Origin of the sequence: Microlunatus parietis, assembly GCF_013407955.1 — a bacterium.
Taxonomy (GTDB): domain Bacteria; phylum Actinomycetota; class Actinomycetes; order Propionibacteriales; family Propionibacteriaceae; genus Microlunatus; species Microlunatus parietis.
Genome location: NZ_JACCBU010000001.1, coordinates 2,749,251 through 2,766,361 on the forward strand (window position 1 = coordinate 2,749,251; position 17,111 = coordinate 2,766,361).

At 68.0% G+C, this 17,111-nt stretch carries 16 protein-coding genes; 12 read left to right on the top strand and 4 right to left on the bottom strand.

The features are described from left to right. Nucleotides 1-2 precede the first annotated feature (2 nt). Together BKA15_RS13175 and BKA15_RS13180 are read left to right on the top strand one after the other, a co-directional pair. Nucleotides 3-737, top strand: coding sequence for a uracil-DNA glycosylase (locus BKA15_RS13175; RefSeq protein WP_179751418.1), 735 nt, complete (start codon nucleotides 3-5; stop codon nucleotides 735-737). A gap of 63 nt (nucleotides 738-800) precedes the next feature. Further along, the gene (locus BKA15_RS13180; RefSeq protein ID WP_179751420.1) at nucleotides 801-1,535 is read left to right on the top strand and encodes a hypothetical protein; all 735 of its coding nucleotides are present in this window, start codon (nucleotides 801-803) and stop codon (nucleotides 1,533-1,535) included. Nucleotides 1,536-1,723: 188 nt separating this feature from the next. On the opposite strand, the gene BKA15_RS13185 is transcribed toward BKA15_RS13180, so the two are convergent. From BKA15_RS13185 to BKA15_RS13195, 3 genes are read right to left on the bottom strand one after another with little or no spacing between them, the layout of a single operon-like run. Beyond that, entirely contained in the window at nucleotides 1,724-2,614 is an 891-nt protein-coding gene (locus tag BKA15_RS13185) for a carbohydrate ABC transporter permease (protein ID WP_179751422.1), read from the bottom strand. After that, nucleotides 2,611-3,585: a carbohydrate ABC transporter permease gene (locus tag BKA15_RS13190; protein ID WP_179751424.1), complete on the bottom strand. Its 975-nt coding sequence runs from the start codon at nucleotides 3,583-3,585 to the stop codon at nucleotides 2,611-2,613. Before BKA15_RS13190 ends, BKA15_RS13185 begins: the two co-directional genes overlap by 4 nt. Next, nucleotides 3,585-4,868 carry an ABC transporter substrate-binding protein gene (locus BKA15_RS13195; protein WP_179751426.1) on the bottom strand — a complete coding sequence of 428 codons (1,284 nt, stop codon included), beginning with the start codon at nucleotides 4,866-4,868 and terminating at the stop codon, nucleotides 3,585-3,587. Before BKA15_RS13195 ends, BKA15_RS13190 begins: the two co-directional genes overlap by 1 nt. Nucleotides 4,869-5,097: 229 nt before the next feature. On the opposite strand from BKA15_RS13195, the gene BKA15_RS13200 reads away from it, so the two are divergent. From BKA15_RS13200 to BKA15_RS13220, 5 genes are all read left to right on the top strand, one after another. Further along, nucleotides 5,098-7,062 (top strand): aldo/keto reductase, encoded by a 1,965-nt coding sequence (locus BKA15_RS13200; RefSeq protein WP_179751428.1) that lies wholly within the window; start codon nucleotides 5,098-5,100, stop codon nucleotides 7,060-7,062. A 40-nt stretch (nucleotides 7,063-7,102) separates the two neighbouring features. Next, a complete protein-coding gene (locus BKA15_RS13205) occupies nucleotides 7,103-8,116 on the top strand; it encodes a LacI family DNA-binding transcriptional regulator (protein ID WP_179751430.1) in 1,014 nt (337 codons plus the stop codon). 132 nt (nucleotides 8,117-8,248) lie between these two features. Next, a complete protein-coding gene (locus BKA15_RS13210; protein WP_179751432.1) occupies nucleotides 8,249-8,593 on the top strand; it encodes a death domain-containing protein in 345 nt (114 codons plus the stop codon). A gap of 88 nt (nucleotides 8,594-8,681) precedes the next feature. Next, a complete protein-coding gene (locus BKA15_RS13215; protein ID WP_179751434.1) occupies nucleotides 8,682-9,092 on the top strand; it encodes a VOC family protein in 411 nt (136 codons plus the stop codon). A gap of 16 nt (nucleotides 9,093-9,108) precedes the next feature. Continuing rightward, the gene (locus tag BKA15_RS13220) at nucleotides 9,109-10,659 is read left to right on the top strand and encodes a beta-N-acetylhexosaminidase (RefSeq protein WP_179751435.1); all 1,551 of its coding nucleotides are present in this window, start codon (nucleotides 9,109-9,111) and stop codon (nucleotides 10,657-10,659) included. On the opposite strand, the gene BKA15_RS13225 is transcribed toward BKA15_RS13220, so the two are convergent. Then, a complete protein-coding gene (locus BKA15_RS13225; RefSeq protein WP_179751437.1) occupies nucleotides 10,656-10,955 on the bottom strand; it encodes a hypothetical protein in 300 nt (99 codons plus the stop codon). The genes BKA15_RS13220 and BKA15_RS13225 overlap by 4 nt on opposite strands. 103 nt (nucleotides 10,956-11,058) lie before the next feature. Here BKA15_RS13225 and BKA15_RS13230 point away from each other — a divergent pair, with 103 nt between their 5' ends. From BKA15_RS13230 to BKA15_RS34855, 5 genes are all read left to right on the top strand, one after another. After that, on the top strand, nucleotides 11,059-11,349 hold the full coding sequence (locus BKA15_RS13230) for a hypothetical protein (protein WP_179751439.1): 291 nt from the start codon (nucleotides 11,059-11,061) through the stop codon (nucleotides 11,347-11,349). 140 nt (nucleotides 11,350-11,489) lie between these two features. Beyond that, nucleotides 11,490-13,457, top strand: a complete 1,968-nt coding sequence (locus BKA15_RS13235) for a 2-oxoacid:acceptor oxidoreductase subunit alpha (protein ID WP_376766801.1) — start codon at nucleotides 11,490-11,492, stop codon at nucleotides 13,455-13,457. Next, on the top strand, nucleotides 13,454-14,569 hold the full coding sequence (locus tag BKA15_RS13240; protein ID WP_179751443.1) for a 2-oxoacid:ferredoxin oxidoreductase subunit beta: 1,116 nt from the start codon (nucleotides 13,454-13,456) through the stop codon (nucleotides 14,567-14,569). Before BKA15_RS13235 ends, BKA15_RS13240 begins: the two co-directional genes overlap by 4 nt. A 19-nt stretch (nucleotides 14,570-14,588) precedes the next feature. Next, nucleotides 14,589-15,539 (top strand): EamA family transporter RarD, encoded by a 951-nt coding sequence (rarD, locus tag BKA15_RS13245; protein ID WP_218871286.1) that lies wholly within the window; start codon nucleotides 14,589-14,591, stop codon nucleotides 15,537-15,539. A gap of 56 nt (nucleotides 15,540-15,595) precedes the next feature. Next, nucleotides 15,596-17,086: a hypothetical protein gene (locus BKA15_RS34855; protein ID WP_218871287.1), complete on the top strand. Its 1,491-nt coding sequence runs from the start codon at nucleotides 15,596-15,598 to the stop codon at nucleotides 17,084-17,086. Nucleotides 17,087-17,111 lie beyond the last annotated feature (25 nt).

Sequence of the window (17,111 nt, forward strand, 5' to 3'; positions counted from 1 at the left end):
AGATGGCCGACTCCGCCCCGCCGACTCTGGCTGTCCTTGATCGCGAGATCGCCGACTGCCGGCGCTGCCCACGGCTGGTCGCATGGCGCGAGCAGGTGGCGCGGGAGAAGAGGGCTGCGTTCCGGGACCAGACCTACTGGGGCCGCGCGGTGCCCGGGTTCGGGCCGGCGGACGCATCCCTGCTCATCGTCGGCCTGGCGCCGGCCGCGCACGGAGCGAACCGGACCGGCCGGATGTTCACCGGTGATCGTTCCGGTGACGTGCTGTATGCGGCGATGCACGCGGTCGGGCTCGCGTCGCAACCAACGGCAGTCCACGCCGACGACGGACTGACCCTGTACGGCACCCGGATCACGGCGCCGGTGCACTGCGCGCCGCCGGCCAACAAGCCGACCCCGGCCGAACGGGACAACTGCCGGCCCTGGCTGGTCCGCGAGCTCGACCTGCTCCGGCCGACCGTCCGGGCCGTGCTGGTGCTCGGCGCGTTCGGCTGGCAGGCGCTGCTGCCGGTGCTGCACCAGGCCGCCTGGCTGGTGCCGACGCCCCGGCCGCGGTTCGGGCACGGCGTCCGGATCGACCTGGCCGCCCGGGACGGCGGTGCCTCGCTGGCCGTCTTCGGCTGCTACCACGTGTCGCAGCAGAACACGTTCACCGGCAAGCTCACCCCCGCCATGCTCGAAGAGGTGCTCCGGGCCGCGGCCACCGCCGCCGGGATTGGGGAAGATCCGACCTCGTAGTCGCGGCGAGATCTTCCCCTTGCCGCCTCCCGGCCGAGGTCCGCTGCCGGTACCCTCCCACGGGTGTCGACTATTGCTGACTGGCTGACCCTGGTGGCAGCACTGATCGCGACGGGCATCGTTGCCTGGCTCGCGTACGAAATCCGACGCAGCACCAAGATCGCCGAGAGCGCCGCCGCGAAGGCCGGCGAAGCGCTGAACCTGGCCCGGACCGAACAGGCCACAAGCCGAAATCTTGTGGCGGAGGCGATCAAGACCCGCATCGACGCTCAGGCGCCGACGATCACGATCGTGCCGCACGACGAGATGCGTGTGGTCAACGACCTCGACCTGCCCGTCCGATTCCCGCGGACCGACGACAAACCGCTGCACGTTGCGGTCGGTTTCTCGGTGATCAACGACGGCACCGCGACCGTGATCCTGCGCCGCCGGACCGTACCCGCCGGGACGACCGAGACCGACGCAACCGTGCTGGCGCCGGGACAGCGGACGTTCGTCGCCGTCGAGGTGTCCCGGCCGCTCGACGAGTGGCGGGCCGTCGCCGATGCGAAGATCACCGGCGATGCCGACGACGAGGAGTTCCGGGCCGGCCACGGCTTCGACCGGGACGCGCGGGTGATCTTCTTCTGTGCCACCGCCGGCGACGACGGCGCCGCGGACGAGTATCCGTTCCGGCTGCTCGGTTCACCGCTCCAGCCGATCACCGGCGACCCGGGTGCCTACCACTGCTGGGGCGCGAACCAGGTGATCAAGCGCGACCTGCGCCTGGTCGCCGACCCCCGTCGCCGTACCTACTAACTGTCTCGCCGCCGGGGCATCGAGCTGCCGGCCGCGGAGTCCCTGGCCGGCTGACCCTCAGCCATCCCAAGATTGCGCCGACCGGTCACAAGTGCAGCGACACACCGTCCCTTCGACAAGCTCAGGACAGGCGTCACAGCTGCTTTTGTGACCGGTCGGCGGATCTTTTTGGGGATGGGGACTCGGGGTCAGCCCTTCAGGGCGCCGGCGGCGATGTTGGCGATGAAGTGGCGGGAACCGATGATGAAGATCCCGATCAACGGGACGACGCTGATCAAGGCGCCCGCCATCACCATGCTGTAGTCGGTGATGTAGATCGAGTTCAGTGTCTGCAGCGCGGTCTGCAGGGTCTGCTGTTGCGGATTCACCAGCACGATCAACGGCCAGACGTAGTCGTTCCAGGCGCCGATGAAGGTGAAGATGCCGAGGAAGGCCAGGCCGCTGCGCAGCATCGGAATCCCGACATAGAAGTACGTCCGCCAGAAGCCGGCTCCGTCGATCCGCGCCGACTCCACGAGTTCGTCCGGAATCGATCCGGCCGCGAACTGGCGCAGCAGGAAGATGCCGAACGCGTTCGCGGCGCCGGGGATGATCAAGGCCTCGAACCGGCCGACCCAGCCGATCTCCGACATCAGGACGAAGCTCGGCACCAGGGACAGGCTGCCCGGCACCAGGAACGTCGCGATCAAGATCACGAACAGGACGTTCTTGGCCGGGAAGTTGTATTTGGCGAAGGCGAACGCGGCCAGCGAGTCGAAGAACATCACCAGCACAGCGCAGGCCAGCGACACGAAGAGGGTATTGATCAGCGCACCGATCAGGTCGATGTTCTCCACCACCGCCGTCACGTTCTCGATCAGATGCGGGCCGAACGTGAGCTTCGGCGGGTAGTCGAAGATCTCGGCGGTGGTGTTGGTCGACATCACCACCAGCCAGTAGAACGGATAGAGCGACAGCACCACGCCGATGATGATGCAGAGGTGCGTGACGATCCGGCCGACCAGACTTCTACGGGCGGAATTGCGGTCTCGCCGGCCCTGCTCCGGATCGGTGACCGGCTTGTCCAACAGTGTGGTCATTTCGCCGCCTCCCCGCCCGGACCGGGCTTGATCTTCATCGAGTCTCGCTCCCGGACCAGCCGCCAGTTGATGATCGCGAACACCGCCGCGATGATGAACAGTGCCCAGGCGATCGCCGACCCGTATCCGAAGTCGAACTGCGTGAACGCCTGGTTGTACTGATACAGCACGATGGTCATGCCGGCTTCGTTCGGCCCGCCGTCGTTACCCAGCAACACCTGCGGCTCGGTGAACAGGCTCAGCCCGCCGACCGTTGAGGTGATCACCGTGAACAAGATCACCGGCCGCAACATCGGCACAGTGATCGAGGTGAAGATCCGCCAGGTCGGCGCTCCGTCCACCTTCGCGGCGTCGTAGAGCTCGGTCGGGATCGCCTGCAGCCCGGCCAGATAGATGATCGCGTTGTAGCCGGTGAACCGCCAGATCACCATCACCGCGATCGTGATCTTGATTCCCCAATCCGACGACAGCCACTGGACCTCCGAAAGGTTCAGTGCCGTCAGAGCCGAGTTGACCAGCCCGAACGAGTCGGAGAACACCGATCCGAAGACGATCGCCATGGCCACCATGGAGGTCACGTTCGGGATGAAGTAGGCGACCCGGTAGAACCCCTTGAACCTGATGTTGGAGTGCAACAGGAACGCGATCACCAGAGCCAGGAACAGCATCGGTATTGTCGACAGGAACCAGATGATGAAGGTGTTCCCCACCGCGTTCCAGAACCGGGTGTCGCTCAGCAGGTATTGATACTGGGCGAAGCCGACAAACGTCATGTCGCCCATCCCGTCCCAGTCGGTGAAGGACAGGTAGATCGAGAAGGCGATCGGGAAGAGGCCGAAGATCAAGAACAGGATGTAGAACGGCGCGATCGCCAGGTACTGCGGCAGGAATCGCTTGAGCGATTTTCGGCCGGCCCGCTTGGGTTCGGCAGCCGCAGCACGCGTGGGTACGGCCTCGGTTGTCGTCGTCATCACAGCACCCCCCGCTTGGCCAGGATGCCGTCGGTCAACGACACCGCGTCGTCCCAGGCTCGCTCGGGATCCTTGCCGGCGGTCTCCACGTTGTCGATCTCCTTGGCAAAGGCCCCGACCTGCGCCTCGTACGTGCTGACGAACGTCGTGGGGACGTCCGCCGCCGCCTCGGCGAAGAAGTCGAGCGCATCCTGATCCCCGAAGAATCCCGACTCGTCGCGCATCGAACCCGACGCGAAGGAGGCCGGTGTCGACGGGAACAGCTGGATCTCGTTGAAGGTCGCCGCCTGGTTCTCCGGTGTGGTCAGCCAGCGAATGAACGCAACGGCGGCCTCGGGATCCTTGCAGGTGGCCGGCACGGCCAAGAACGACCCGCCACTGTTCCCGGCCTTGACCGGCTGGCTGGCGATCCGCCAGTTTCCCGCCGTATCCGGAGCGGTGTCCTTGAGGATCTCACCCCACCAGACGGCCTCGATGTGGCCCGCGGTCTTTCCGCTCACCCAGGCAGCGTTCTGGCCACCGCTGCTGTTGGACACCTGTCTGGCCGTGATGCCGGCTTGGATCGCTCGTACTGCCGTGTCCCAGGCTGCCCTGACCGCACTGCCCTCCCGGCTGTACAGCGGCCGGTTCTGCTCATCGAAATAGCGCTCGGCGCTGGCGTTGATGTACTGGCTGTAGACCATCCGGCCGGCGTTGATGATCGCCCGGTCGGAATTCGTCCGGAGCTTCTCACCGAGCTCGATCCACGCTTCCCAGGTCCCGATCTGGGCGGACACGTCCGCCGGCTCGGTGGGCAGGTTCGCCTCCTGGAACAGGTCGGTGCGGTAGTAGAACCCGGTTGGTCCGGTGTCCATCGGCCAGAAGCAGAACCGGCCGGTCGGGGTCGTGCCGAGCTTCCACTTCCATGGGTAGTAGTCGCCCTCGACCTCACCGGCGCCGTAGTCCCTCAGGTCCAGGAACTTGTCCTCGGCCAGGAAGTACAGCGAGCAGTTGGAGTTGATCCCCGAGACGTCGGGAATGTAGCTGCCGCCGGCCAGGCTCGTGCGCAGCTTCGAGTCGAACGTGCCGCCGATCGTGTCGGCGCGCAGTCGTTTGTCGGTGCCCGGGATCTGCTGCGCCGCCTGCTCCAGGAGCGTCGGGCTGACCGAGCGATTCCAGTACCACAGCACGAGTTCGCGGGGGTCCGCGGAGATCGAGGTCTGGCCGCCGCAACCGGGTAACATCCCCGCCGCGAGCGCCGCGCCACCCAGCCCGAGAATTCCTCGGCGGGACCATCGAGTCATTTGCCACACTCCTCACCGTTGAGAGCAATTCCGGGCACGCCAGAACATGATCGTGAACGATCACGATCGTGCGTCCTGGACGCCACCCCTGTCAAGGCTCAGCGCCGCTTTCAACGTGGCAGACTTCACCATTGACCGGACCCGCTGCGGCGAGTTAGCGTGAAGATGCTGTGAACGTTCACGGCCTCTTGGTGACCATCCAGACCTCACTGTTCGGAGCCGCACACCCATGGTCAATCCCATCCGCTGGGCCGTCCTCGGACCCGGAAACATCGCCCGCCGGTTCGCCACTCAACTTCCCTCCAGCCAGTACGGCACGCTGGTCGCCGTCGGCAGCTCGGATCCCGAGCGGGCCCGTACCTTCGCCGAGGAGTTCGGCGCCGGCGAGTCGGGCGACTACGCCTCGGTGCTGAACAATCCCGAGGTCGACGCCGTCTACGTCGCCACCGTGCACACCAGCCATGCCGAGCTCACCATCGCCGCCCTGCGGGCCGGCAAGCACGTGCTCTGCGAGAAGCCGATCGCTCCGAATCACGGCCAGGCGATGGCCATGGTGGACGCGGCCCGGACCGCCGACCGGGTGCTGGTCGAGGCGTACATGTATCGCTTCCACCCGCAGACCAGGAAGGTGCTGGAGCTGGTCGGCGACGGCACCATCGGCGAGCTGGTCCACATCGACGCCGCGTTCTCCTTCGCCACCGGCCGGTCCGAGGGTCGGCTGTTCGACCCGAATCTCGCCGGCGGCGGCATCCTCGACGTCGGCGGCTACCCGGTCTCCTACGCCCGGGCCATCGCCGGGGCCGCGGCCGGCCAGCCGTTCCTGGACCCGGACACGCTGACCGCGAAGGGCACCCTCGATCTCGGCGTCGACGTCTGGAGCGTCGCCCAGCTGACCTTCCCCGGCGGCGTCACCGCGTCGGCCCGGACCGGCGTCCGGGTCAGCGAGTCCTCGGTCACCGTGTACGGCTCCAAGGGCATGATCACGATCACCGATCCGTGGACGCTGTCCGAGCAGCCCAAGATCACGATCACCGTGGCCGGCCAGGAGCCGCAGGAGTTGATCTTCGAGGCCAAGCCGTACGCCCTCGAGGCGGACGGCCTGGCCGCGGCGGTCGGCAGCGGCGAGACCGCCGAGATGAGCCTGGCCGACACGCTCGGCAACGCGAAGGCGCTGGACGCCTGGCGGCAGGCGATCGGCCTGCGCTACCCGTTCGAGGCCGACGACGCGAACATCCCGACCGTGTCCGGGCTACCGCTGCGTGTCGATGACAGCACCATGCGGTACGGCGAGATTGCCGGCATCGGCAAGCGAATCTCCCGGCTGGTGATGGGCTGCGACAACCAACCGAACCTGTCCCACGCGTCCGCACTGTTCGACAACTTCTACGAGCTCGGCGGCAACGCGTTCGACACCGCCTACATCTACGGCGGCGGCAACCACGAGAAGCTGCTCGGCCAGTGGATCCGCAACCGCGGCATCCGCGAGGACGTCGTGGTGATCACCAAGGGCGCGCACACCCCGCACTGCGACCCGGAGTCGATCACCCGGCAACTGCTCGAGTCACTGGAGCGCCAGGGCACCGACTACACCGACCTCTACCTGATGCACCGGGACAATGAGGACATCGGAGTCGGCGAGTTCGTCGACGTGCTGGACGAGCACGTCAAGGCCGGCCGGATCAAGGTGTTCGGCGGATCCAACTGGAGTCCGGAACGGATCGACGAGGCGAACGCGTACGCCCGCCAGGCCGGCAAGCAGGGCTTCGAGGTGCTGAGCAACCACTTCGGACTGGCCGAGGCCTACGACGTGCCGTGGAAGGGTTGTCGGCACGCCACCGACCCGGAGTCGAAGCGCTGGCTGACCGAGCGGCAGATCCCGCTGTTCCCCTGGTCATCGCAGGCGCGCGGCTTCTTCACCGGGCGGGCCCGGCCGGACGACCGGTCCGACGCCGAACTGGTGCGCTGCTACTACAGCGACGAGAACTTCGAACGGCTGCGCCGGGCGGAGAAGATCGGCGCCGAGTTCGGGGTGGCGGCGACCGCGATCGCGCTGGCGTTCGTGCTGCACCAGCCGTTCCCGACCTTCCCGCTGTTCGGCCCGCGGTCGATCGCCGAGACCCGGTCTTCCGTCGACGCACTGAAGGTCCAGCTGACCCCGGAGCAGGTCGCCTACCTCGATCTCGCGACCGACTGAACCGGTGCGCGGACGACCGGCCAGTCGTTAGATTCTGTCTATGAAAGCCCGACGATCAGCGACGACGCGGACGGCGCCGGCGCCGCGGGCGACGATCAACGACGTCGCCACGGCCGCCGGCGTGTCCCGGCAGACCGTGACCCGGGCCATGAACGAGATGCCCGGGATCAACCCGGCGACCAAGGCACGGGTGCTGGCGGCGGCCAAGCGGCTCCGCTATCGCCCGTCCCGCTTCGGCCGCGGACTGGTGAAGCCGGAGCCGCGCACGCTCGGGCTGGTGGTCGACGACCTGACCAACCCGTACTACCCGGAGCTGGCGTCGGCGGTGATCGGCGAGGCCGCCAAGCAGAGCTGGAACGTGATCGTGGCCGAGAAGGTCCACGCCACCGACCGGCGCACACTGTTGCTCGAGGTCGCCGGCCAGGTCGACGCCGTGCTCGGCTACCTGAACGACTCCGATGGCCTTGATCAACTCGGTGACCTGCCCTGCATCCAGTTCGACAGCCCGCCGGGAAGCACGGTCGGCGGCGTCGAGTTGGACTTCGCCCCGGCGATGGCGGAGCTCGTCGATCATCTGCTCGACCGCGGCGTCCGGCACCCGGTGCTGCTCGACATCTCCCCACCGGGGTCGCTGTCCGGGCGCGGCCAGTGTTTCGTCGACCTGATGCGCGAGCACGGGTTCGACCCGCCGGTCACCCAGGTGATCGACAACTCGATGGCCGCCGGAGCCGCCGGCTGCGCCGAGATCCTCCAAGATCATCCGGAGGCCGACGCGATCATGGCCTTCAACGACATCGCCGCCTGCGGCACCCTGAAGACGCTGCGCCGGGCCGGGATCGACGTGCCCGGTCAGATCAAGGTGGCCGGCTTCGACGGGCTCGGCCTCGGCACCTACCTCTCGCCGGAACTGACCACGCTCGCCCTCGACGTCCAGGGCGTCGCCGCGGCCGCGGTCGGCCTCGCGCTCGGCATGGCGGCCGGCGAGATCCCCCGCTCCGGCCCGAAGGCGCGCCGCCGGGTCTCGTACCGGCTGGTTGTCCGCGAATCCAGTTGATCTTGTCCCCGGCCATGATCAACGACGGCGCTGCTGGGCCCGGCGTCGGAAGGTCTGACGCGCCGGACCGATTTGCGGTACTTTTCGGTTGAGGCTGACCGTGCGACGCGGGACACGAGAAGGAGGATGACCATGGGTTTGTTCGACGAACTGAAGGAAAAGGCCAGCGAGCTTGGCGAGAAGGTCCAGGAGGGCTTCGAAGCCGCCAAGGACAAGGCCGAGGATCTGGTCGACGACGTGAAGGACCGCTTCGACGGTGACGACGCTCCGGCCGACAAGGTCGGCGACGGCGCGGAGTCGGCGGCCGATTCGGTCGGCGAGGGCGTGCAGGGCGTGGCCGACGCAGCCGATTCGCCGGCCGTGCAGGAAGCGGCGAATGCCGTCGACGACGCGGCTCACAATGCTGCCGACGGCGTCGGTGACGCTGCCGACGCGGTCCAGGACAAGGCCGACGAGTTCCGCTCGGACAACGGCTGACCAAGATCACGGAGAGCGAAGGGCGCACCCGGTCACGGGTGCGCCCTTCGCCGTTCTCCGGGTCGACGGATATGCCAGACTCCGGCCCATGACCAGCCGCATCTCGCACACCTCCATCGATGCTCGGGACGCCTACGCGCAGTCGGTCTGGTGGGCCGACGTGCTCGGCTTCACCGAGGACCCGGACGACCCGAACGCGCCCGATCACGACGAGTGTCTGATCATGTCGGCCGACCGGTCGGTGCAGGTGCTGTTCATCGAGGTGCCGGAGGCGAAATCGGTGAAGAACCGAATCCATTTCGATCTTCGTCCGATCGACCGCACGCAGGCCGAGGAGATCGAACGGGTGCTCGCCCTGGGGGCCACCGAGGTGGCCGACCTGCGCCGGCCGGACGGCAGCGGCTGGATGGTGCTGGCCGATCCGGAGGGCAACGAGTTCTGCATCCTGCTCAGCGATGCCGAGCGCGAGGCCTACCTCGCCACCCACGCCGCTTCCTGAGTCGTACGCTGGGCCGGTGAACCTGCTACCCCGCCCGACGTCGGTCAGCACCGAACCCGGCACCTTCGTTCTTGATCAAGACCTGCGGATCGCCGCGCCGCCGGCCTGGGCCGCGATCGCGCGCCGGCTGCTCGGTCCGGGCACCGGGTTCGACCTGCTGCCGGCCGACGACGGGAAGCTGGCCATCGTCGAGGCCGAGCTGCCGCCGGAGTCGTACCGGCTGGAGGTGCGGGAGGACAAGATCACGATCAGCGCCGCGGACGACCGCGCGGTGAACTGGGCGATCCAGACCTTGCGGCAACTGCTGCCGGCATCGGTTCTTCGGCCGGCGCCGAGCGAGCCGGAGTTGGTGATCGACTGCGTGACGATCGAGGACCGGCCGCGGTTCGGCTGGCGCGGTGTGATGCTCGACGTCGGGCGGCACTTCCGGCCGCTGCCCGACCTGTTCCGGTTCGTCGACCTGCTCGCGCTGCACAAGTACAACACCTTCCACCTGCACCTGACCGAGGACCAGGGCTGGCGCTTCGAGTCGAAGAAGTATCCGAAGCTGCAGGAGCTCGCCAGCTGGCGCACCGAGACCCGGCGGCATCTCGACGACCAGGGCGACGGAACGCCGCACGGCGGCTACTACACCCAAGATCAACTGCGCAGCCTGGTCCGGTACGCCGAGCAGCGCGGGATCACGATCGTGCCCGAGATCGAGTTCCCCGGGCACGTCCTGGCCCTGCTGGCCGCGTACCCGGAGCTGGGCAACCATCCGGAGACCGGCTATCAGGCCGCGACCACGTTCGGCGTGTTTCCCGAGGTGCTCAACATGACCGACGACGCGATGTCGGTCGTCTTCGATCTCTACACCGAGTTGCTGGAGATCTTCCACAGCCGGTATGTCCACGTCGGCGGCGACGAGTGCCCGCGGACGGAGTGGATCGGCAACCCGGCCGCGGAGAAGCTGGCTTCAGACAGAGGACTGCCGAGCGCCGAGCACCTGCAGCGCTGGTTCACCGAACAGCTCCGCGACTGGCTCGCCGAGCGCGGCCGGCAGTTGGTCGGCTGGGACGAGATCAACGACGAGGGCCTGCTCGACGGCGCCGTCACGATGGCCTGGCGGGACGCGAGCTACGGCGTGACCGCGGCCCGCGGCGGTGGCCAGGTGATCATGGCCCCGACCTCGCACACGTACTTCGACTACTACCCGAGCGACGCCGAGACCGAGCAGTACGCCATCGGCGGCCTGGTCACCACCGAGCGCGTGCACAGCCTCGAGCCGACCGACGGCATCCCGGCCGAGCTCCATGATCGAATTCTCGGCACCCAGTGCCAGGTCTGGACCGAATACATGCCGACGCTGCAGCGCGTCGAATACATGCTCTACCCGCGCGCCTGCGCCCACGCCGAGGTCGCCTGGTCCGACCCCGAGGAACGATCCTGGGCGGAGTTCTCCGAGCGGCTGGCCGGACACCTCGAGCGATTGGACGCCCTCGGTGTGAACTACCGCCCCGAGTCCGGGCCGCTGCCCTGGCAGCAGGGCGGAACCGGCCGCCTTCGCCGCCCGGACGCCCACCGTTAGGCGGAACCTTTGCGCTCGGAGCCTCGGCGTTCTCGCGAGTAGAAATTCGGCCCATGACCGCAGCCGAGGTGATTCGGGCCGCCATGGCCCTCACGCCGGAGGAGCGCGCGCAGGTCGCCGATGTGCTCTACGGCATCGATGAGGTCGACCAGTCCGAAATTGACTCCTTCGTCGGGCCCGAGGAACTGGCTCCAGTCGTACCGATCGCCGCCCGCGAGACCACCCTGGCACTCTGGCGCAGGCTCGCCGGCTCGGACGAGTTGACGGTGGCGATCGAGGCGCTTGACGCCGGTCAACGCGAGACGCTTGCCGCCTCCACGACGGAGGCGGATCCGATGCGGATCCTCCGGTCGCCGGCACTGGTTCTGGGAGCTGCAGGCCTCCACGTACCGGCGCGGCATGATTCCGGTCAACCTGGTCGCCCAGGCCGACGGCACGGTGCGCTACACCGCCGAGTCGCTCCGCCGTTTGCGCCAGTTGAAGACCCGGACCATCGCCGAGGCACAAGCCGTCATGCGACGGGCCGTCGACGAGGAGAACCTCAGCCGCGCCGCCGCGGTGCAGCGCTACCACGACGAACTCGACCTGGAACGGAAGGAGGTCGTCGCCGACTTCCGGACACCGCTGAACCGGCTGCGTGCCTTCGAGGCGCTGCGCGACGCCGGCTACCCGATCGCCGGGGCCGAGTGACCGCTGGGTGCGAAGCCCATAACGCCGCGGTCGGCGTGTGAATCCGGTCACGGATCGGGACCCCGCACCGCTCGGCGGCCCGAGATGTACGTCCATTCAGTGGATCGCGATCCGACCAATTGAGGGTCGCCTTATGATGGGTGACTGCGACCGCGGCCGATCGCGTCCAGGATTCCCCGGACACCGGCCGAAGGTACGAGACACGCCTAAGGAAGAAGGCATCCCGGGTGACAACCGTCCACACCCTCGACCGAGTGGTGATTCGCTTCGCCGGCGACTCCGGCGACGGCATGCAACTGACCGGCGACCGGTTCACCGCCGACGCAGCCGTGTTCGGCAACGACATCTCGACGCTGCCGAACTTCCCGGCCGAGATCCGCGCGCCAGCCGGAACCCTGCCGGGCGTCTCCAGCTTCCAGTTGCACTTCGCGAACTACGACATCATGACGCCGGGCGACCGTCCGGACGTGTTGGTCGTGATGAATCCGGCGGCGCTGAAGGCGAACATCGGTGATCTGCCGCGCGGCGGGCTGATCATCGCCGACACCGCGGACTTCACGAAACGCAACCTGGCCCGGGTCGGCTATGCCACGAACCCGCTCGAGGACGGCAGCCTGGAGGGTTACCAGCTGCACGCGCTGGATCTGACCCAGCTAGCCGTCGAGGCGGTCAAGGAGTTCGGGCTGAGTCGCAAGGATGCGTCGCGGGCGAAGAACATGTTCGCGCTCGGCCTGCTGTCCTGGCTCTACCACCGGCCGACCGAGGGCACGATCAAGTTCCTCACCGAGAAGTTCGCGTCCAAGCCGGACATCCGGGACGCCAACATCACCGCCTTCAAGACCGGGTACGCGTTCGGCGAGACCACCGAGGTCTTCGCCGACACGTACCAGGTCGAGCCGGCTCCGATGCCGGCCGGCCGGTACCGGCAGATCTCGGGCAACGTGGCGCTGGCGTACGGGCTGATCGCCGCGTCCAAGAAGAGCGGCCTGCCGCTGTTCCTCGGTGCCTACCCGATCACTCCCGCCTCGGACGTGCTGCACGAACTGTCCAAGCACAAGCGGTTCGGTGTCACGACGTTCCAGGCCGAGGACGAGATCGCCGGCGTCGGTGCGGCGCTCGGCGCCAGCTTCGCCGGTCAGCTCGGCGTGACCACCAGTTCCGGGCCGGGCATCGCGCTGAAGATGGAGGCGATCGGCCTCGCCGTGATGACCGAGCTGCCGCTGGTCGTCTGCGACATCCAGCGGGCCGGCCCGAGCACCGGCATGCCGACCAAGACCGAGCAGGCCGACCTGTTGCAGGTGATGTTCGGCCGCAACGGCGAGGCGCCGGTTCCGGTGCTCGCCGCCCAGTCGCCGATGGACTGCTTCGACACCGCGATCGAGGCGACTCGGATCGCGATCAAGTACCGGACCCCGGTGATCTTGCTCTCGGACGGCTACATCGCCAACGGCGCCGAGCCGTGGCCCGTTCCTGATCTTGCCTCGATCCCGCCGATCGAGCCGGGCTTCGCGACGGCCAAGAACGGCACCGACAAGGAGGGTGCCGAGGTCTTCTACCCGTACCGTCGGGATCCGGAGACGCTGGCCCGGCCCTGGGCGATCCCGGGCACCGCCGGCCTGCAGCACCGGATCGGCGGCATCGAGAAGGCCAAGGAGACAGGGGCGGTGTCGTACGACCCGGCCAACCACGACGAGATGGTACGGACCCGGCAGGCGAAGATCGACGGCATCGTCCAGGACATCCCAGACCTGGTCGTCGACGAGTCCGATGGCTCCCAGGGAGCCCGGGTGTTGATCTTGGGCTGGGGCTCGACGTACGGGCCGATCGTGGCCGCGGTGCGCCGGGTCCGCAAGACCGGCCGCAAGATCGCGTACACCCATCTGCGCCACCTCAACCCGTTCCCGGCGAACCTGGGCGAGATCCTGAAGTCCTACGACAAGGTGATCGTCCCGGAGATGAACCTCGGCCAGCTGGCCCTGCTGCTGCGGGCGAAGTTTCTGGTCGACGTGCAGTCCTACTCCCGGGTCCGCGGGCTGCCGATCTCGCTCGGCGAGCTCGCCGTTGATCTTGAACAGGAAATCGACAAGCTGGAAGGAGCGAGCGCATGAGGAATGAACACAGCACCGCGCTCGCGAACGGGTCCCGGTCGCCGCAGGCGACCCCCAAGCCCGAGTATCCGGGCCTGGTCGGCGTCCCGCTCTCGCTGGAACCGCTGAAACGCAAGGACTTCACTTCCGATCAGGAGGTGCGCTGGTGTCCCGGCTGCGGCGACTACGCCGTGCTGGCGGCGTTCCAGGGCTTCATGCCGGAGCTCGGGATCGCCAAGGAGAACACGGTGATCATCTCCGGCATCGGCTGCTCGTCGCGCTTCCCGTACTACGTGGACAGCTACGGCATGCACTCGATCCACGGCCGGGCCCCGGCCATCGCGACCGGGGTCGCGACTTCGCGGCCCGACCTGGCCGTGTTCGTGATCACCGGTGACGGCGACGCGCTGTCGATCGGCGGCAACCACCTGATCCACGCGCTGCGCCGCAACGTCAACCTGACCATCCTGCTGTTCAACAACCGGATCTACGGGCTGACCAAGGGCCAGTACTCGCCCACCTCCGAGATCGGCAAGATCACCAAGTCGACCCCGATGGGATCGCTGGACAACCCGTTCAACCCGGTGTCGCTGGCGCTCGGCGCCGAGGCAACGTTCGTGGCCCGGACGATCGACTCCGACCGCAAGCACCTGACCGGCGTGCTCAAGGCGGCGGCCGCCCACCGCGGCACGTCGCTGGTGGAGATCTACCAGAACTGCCCGATCTTCAACGACGGCGCGTTCGACGAGCTGAACGGCCGGGAGGCCTCGGCCGACGCGATCATCCCGCTGCGGCACGGCGAGCCGATCGTCTTCGGCACCGACGACCACCTCGGCGTGGTCCGCGACCCGACGACCGGTGAGTTCGCGGTGGCGGAGGTCGCCGAGGTCGGGCTGGACAAGATCGTCGTCCATGATCAACACCGGGCCGACGCCACGTACGCCTTCGGACTGTCCCGGCTGACCGACTCCGGCGTGCTGCACCGGGCCCCGATCGGGATCTTCCGCGCCGTCGACGCCCCGGCCTACGACGACCTGAGCCGCGAGCAGGTGAACCTGGCCGCCGAACGGGGCGGGTCCGAGGAGGACCTGCAGGCCATGATCGCCGGCGGCGACACCTGGACCGTGGAGTGATCAGCGGGATCCGTACCCGTTGATCACGGAGGAGAGCCGGGACTCCCGGCTCCGCCGGGGCACGTTCTACGGCCTCGGTGCGTACGGGCTCTGGGGCCTGTTCCCCGCGTTCTGGCCGCTGGTCGGCCGGGCCGGGTCGCTAGAACTGCTGGCGCACCGGGTGTTCTGGTCGTTCCTGGTCTCGGTCCTGCTGTGGTTGATCATGGTCCCGCGGGGCAGCCTGCGCCCGATGCTGGACGGCCGTAAGCTGCTCCTGCTGGCCGCCGCGGCGGCGGTGATCTCGGTCAACTGGGGCGTGTTCATCTGGGCGGCGACGCACGGCCACGTGGTGGAGACCGCGCTCGGCTACTACATCAACCCGATCCTGTCGATCTTGTTCGGCGTGGTGCTGCTGTCCGAACGGCTGGCCCCGATCCAGTGGGTCTGCGTCGGGCTCGCCGCGGTCGCGGTGATCGTGCTCGGCTTCGACTACGGCCGGCCGCCCTGGGTGGCGCTGGTGCTCGCAGTCAGCTTCGCCGTGTACGGCCTGCTGAAGAAGAAGATCAACGCCGGCGCGGTGGAGACGTTGACCATCGAGTCGGCCTACCTGGTGCCGATCGCCCTCGGCTATCTGATCTTCCTCCAGGTCACCGGCGGGCTCACATTCGGCCACCTCGGCTGGGGTCACACGCTGCTGCTGGTGGCCAGTGGCCCGATCACCGCCCTGCCGCTGCTGCTGTTCGCGGCCGCGGCGACCCGGGTCCCGCTGAGCACGCTCGGCCTGCTGCAGTATCTCGCTCCGACCCTGCAGTTCCTACTCGGCGTGACGTACTTCGGGGAACTGATGTCGGTCGGCCGGTGGATCGGGTTCGGGCTGGTCTGGCTGGCCCTGATGCTGCTCACTACGTACGGATTACTCCGGGCTCGCCGACGGCGCCGCGACCTGCTGGCCGCCCGGCCGACGACCGGGGGTGCCACGCCCCGTCGGTAAGGTTGGCCCCAGTGGGTCGCTGCAGGGGAGACCCGAAACCAACGGAGTGTCCAGAGATGAGTGGTCAGTATCCGCCTGGGGGCCAGCCGGGCCCCTACGGAAACCATCCCCAGGACGGGTCCGGCGGCGGTCCGGATGCCGGCGGTTACGGATCCTCGCCCGGCAGCGCCAGCCAGCCTCCCTACGGCCAGCAGCCGGGCCAGGGCGGACCGCCGCCCGGCTACGGCCAACAACAGCCTGGGCAGCAGCAGCCCGGCTACGGCCAACAGCCCGGCTATGGCCAGCAGCAACCCGGCTACGGCCAGCAACAGCCCGGGTATGGCCAGCCGCAGCCGGGCCATGGGCAGCAGCAGCCGGGGTACGGCCAGCAGCCCGGTTACGGCGGGCAGCAGCCGGGATATCAGGGCGGCTACCAGCAGTCGCCCGGCGCGACGGCGGGAAGTCCAGGATCCCCCGGTCAGTTCGGCGGGTACGGCACCCAGCAGCCCTATGGGACCCAACAGCCGTACGGAATGCAGCAGCCGTACGGGACCCAGCCACCGCCGCCGCGCAAGCGCAACACCAAGCTTTTGATCATCGTCGGCGCGGTCGTGCTGGCCTTGATCATCGGCGGCGTGGTGGGCGGCGTGGTTCTGTATCGCAACGCCCAGGAAGCGGCGGCGGCCAAGCCTCCGGCGGCCGTCCGCGGGTTCCTCGAGGCGGTCGCGGCCGGCAACGCCGAGGCGGCGATCGGCCACGGCGCGAATCCGCCGGGCGACAAGAGCCTGATCACCGACGCGGTGCTGAAGGAGTCGGCGTCCCGGGCGCCGCTGACCGCGATCTCGGTCCCGGTCGGGAAGACCCCGCCGTCGGGCGACACGACCACGGTCGACGCCACCTACAAGCTCGGCGAGGAGACGGTCACCCAGCAGTTCCCGCTGACCAAGATCGGCGACGACTGGAAGCTCACGAATCCGTACGCGACGGTCAGTCTGTCCAAGGTGAAGCTGGACAACCTGCCGATGTTGATCAACGGCGTGAAGACCGCCGGCGACAGCGTGATCCTGCTCCCGGGTTCGTACAAGCTGACGACCGGCCTGAAGGCGATCGGCTACGGCGAGGACGAGTTCCTGGTCAAGAGCGCCACCGACCAGCCCTCGATGCCGACGACGGCGGCGACCCTGACCGAGGCGGGAACCAAGACGTTCATCTCGGCGGCCAAGGCGGAGTTGAAGAACTGCCTGGCCAAGCGCGAGGTGGCTCCGAGCGGCTGCCCGAACTTCGTCACCACTGGAGCCGGCCAGTCCATCGAACCGGACTCGGTGCGGTGGTCGTCGCACGCCAACACCTGGGACACCTTCAAGGGCGGACTGGTCGACAGCGGCAACGGGAGCTACCTGGCCAAGGGCAAGCTCGGGCTCAAGTTCCTGTTCTCCGCCCGCGGTACCTACAACGGCCGGGCGACAACGTTCAACAACAATTCCTGGTCGAATCAGTGGCGCTATTTCTACATCACGGCCGACCTCACCAAGGAGCCGATGAAGCTGGCCTGGGAGCGGACCACCTGACCTGCGGAGCGTCCCAACGGGCCCG

What these genes read in the sequence shown, in the direction of transcription:
- BKA15_RS13200 (WP_179751428.1), top strand. Translation starts at nt 5,098, where the DNA reads ATGGTCAATCCCATCCGCTGGGCCGTCCTCGGACCCGGAAACATCGCC.
- BKA15_RS13195 (WP_179751426.1), bottom strand. Translation starts at nt 4,868, where the DNA reads ATGACTCGATGGTCCCGCCGAGGAATTCTCGGGCTGGGTGGCGCGGCG.
- BKA15_RS13230 (WP_179751439.1), top strand. Translation starts at nt 11,059, where the DNA reads ATGATTCCGGTCAACCTGGTCGCCCAGGCCGACGGCACGGTGCGCTAC.
- BKA15_RS13240 (WP_179751443.1), top strand. Translation starts at nt 13,454, where the DNA reads ATGAGGAATGAACACAGCACCGCGCTCGCGAACGGGTCCCGGTCGCCG.
- BKA15_RS13185 (WP_179751422.1), bottom strand. Translation starts at nt 2,614, where the DNA reads ATGACCACACTGTTGGACAAGCCGGTCACCGATCCGGAGCAGGGCCGG.
- BKA15_RS13205 (WP_179751430.1), top strand. Translation starts at nt 7,103, where the DNA reads ATGAAAGCCCGACGATCAGCGACGACGCGGACGGCGCCGGCGCCGCGG.
- BKA15_RS13210 (WP_179751432.1), top strand. Translation starts at nt 8,249, where the DNA reads ATGGGTTTGTTCGACGAACTGAAGGAAAAGGCCAGCGAGCTTGGCGAG.
- BKA15_RS13215 (WP_179751434.1), top strand. Translation starts at nt 8,682, where the DNA reads ATGACCAGCCGCATCTCGCACACCTCCATCGATGCTCGGGACGCCTAC.
- BKA15_RS34855 (WP_218871287.1), top strand. Translation starts at nt 15,596, where the DNA reads ATGAGTGGTCAGTATCCGCCTGGGGGCCAGCCGGGCCCCTACGGAAAC.
- BKA15_RS13175 (WP_179751418.1), top strand. Translation starts at nt 3, where the DNA reads ATGGCCGACTCCGCCCCGCCGACTCTGGCTGTCCTTGATCGCGAGATC.
- BKA15_RS13190 (WP_179751424.1), bottom strand. Translation starts at nt 3,585, where the DNA reads ATGACGACGACAACCGAGGCCGTACCCACGCGTGCTGCGGCTGCCGAA.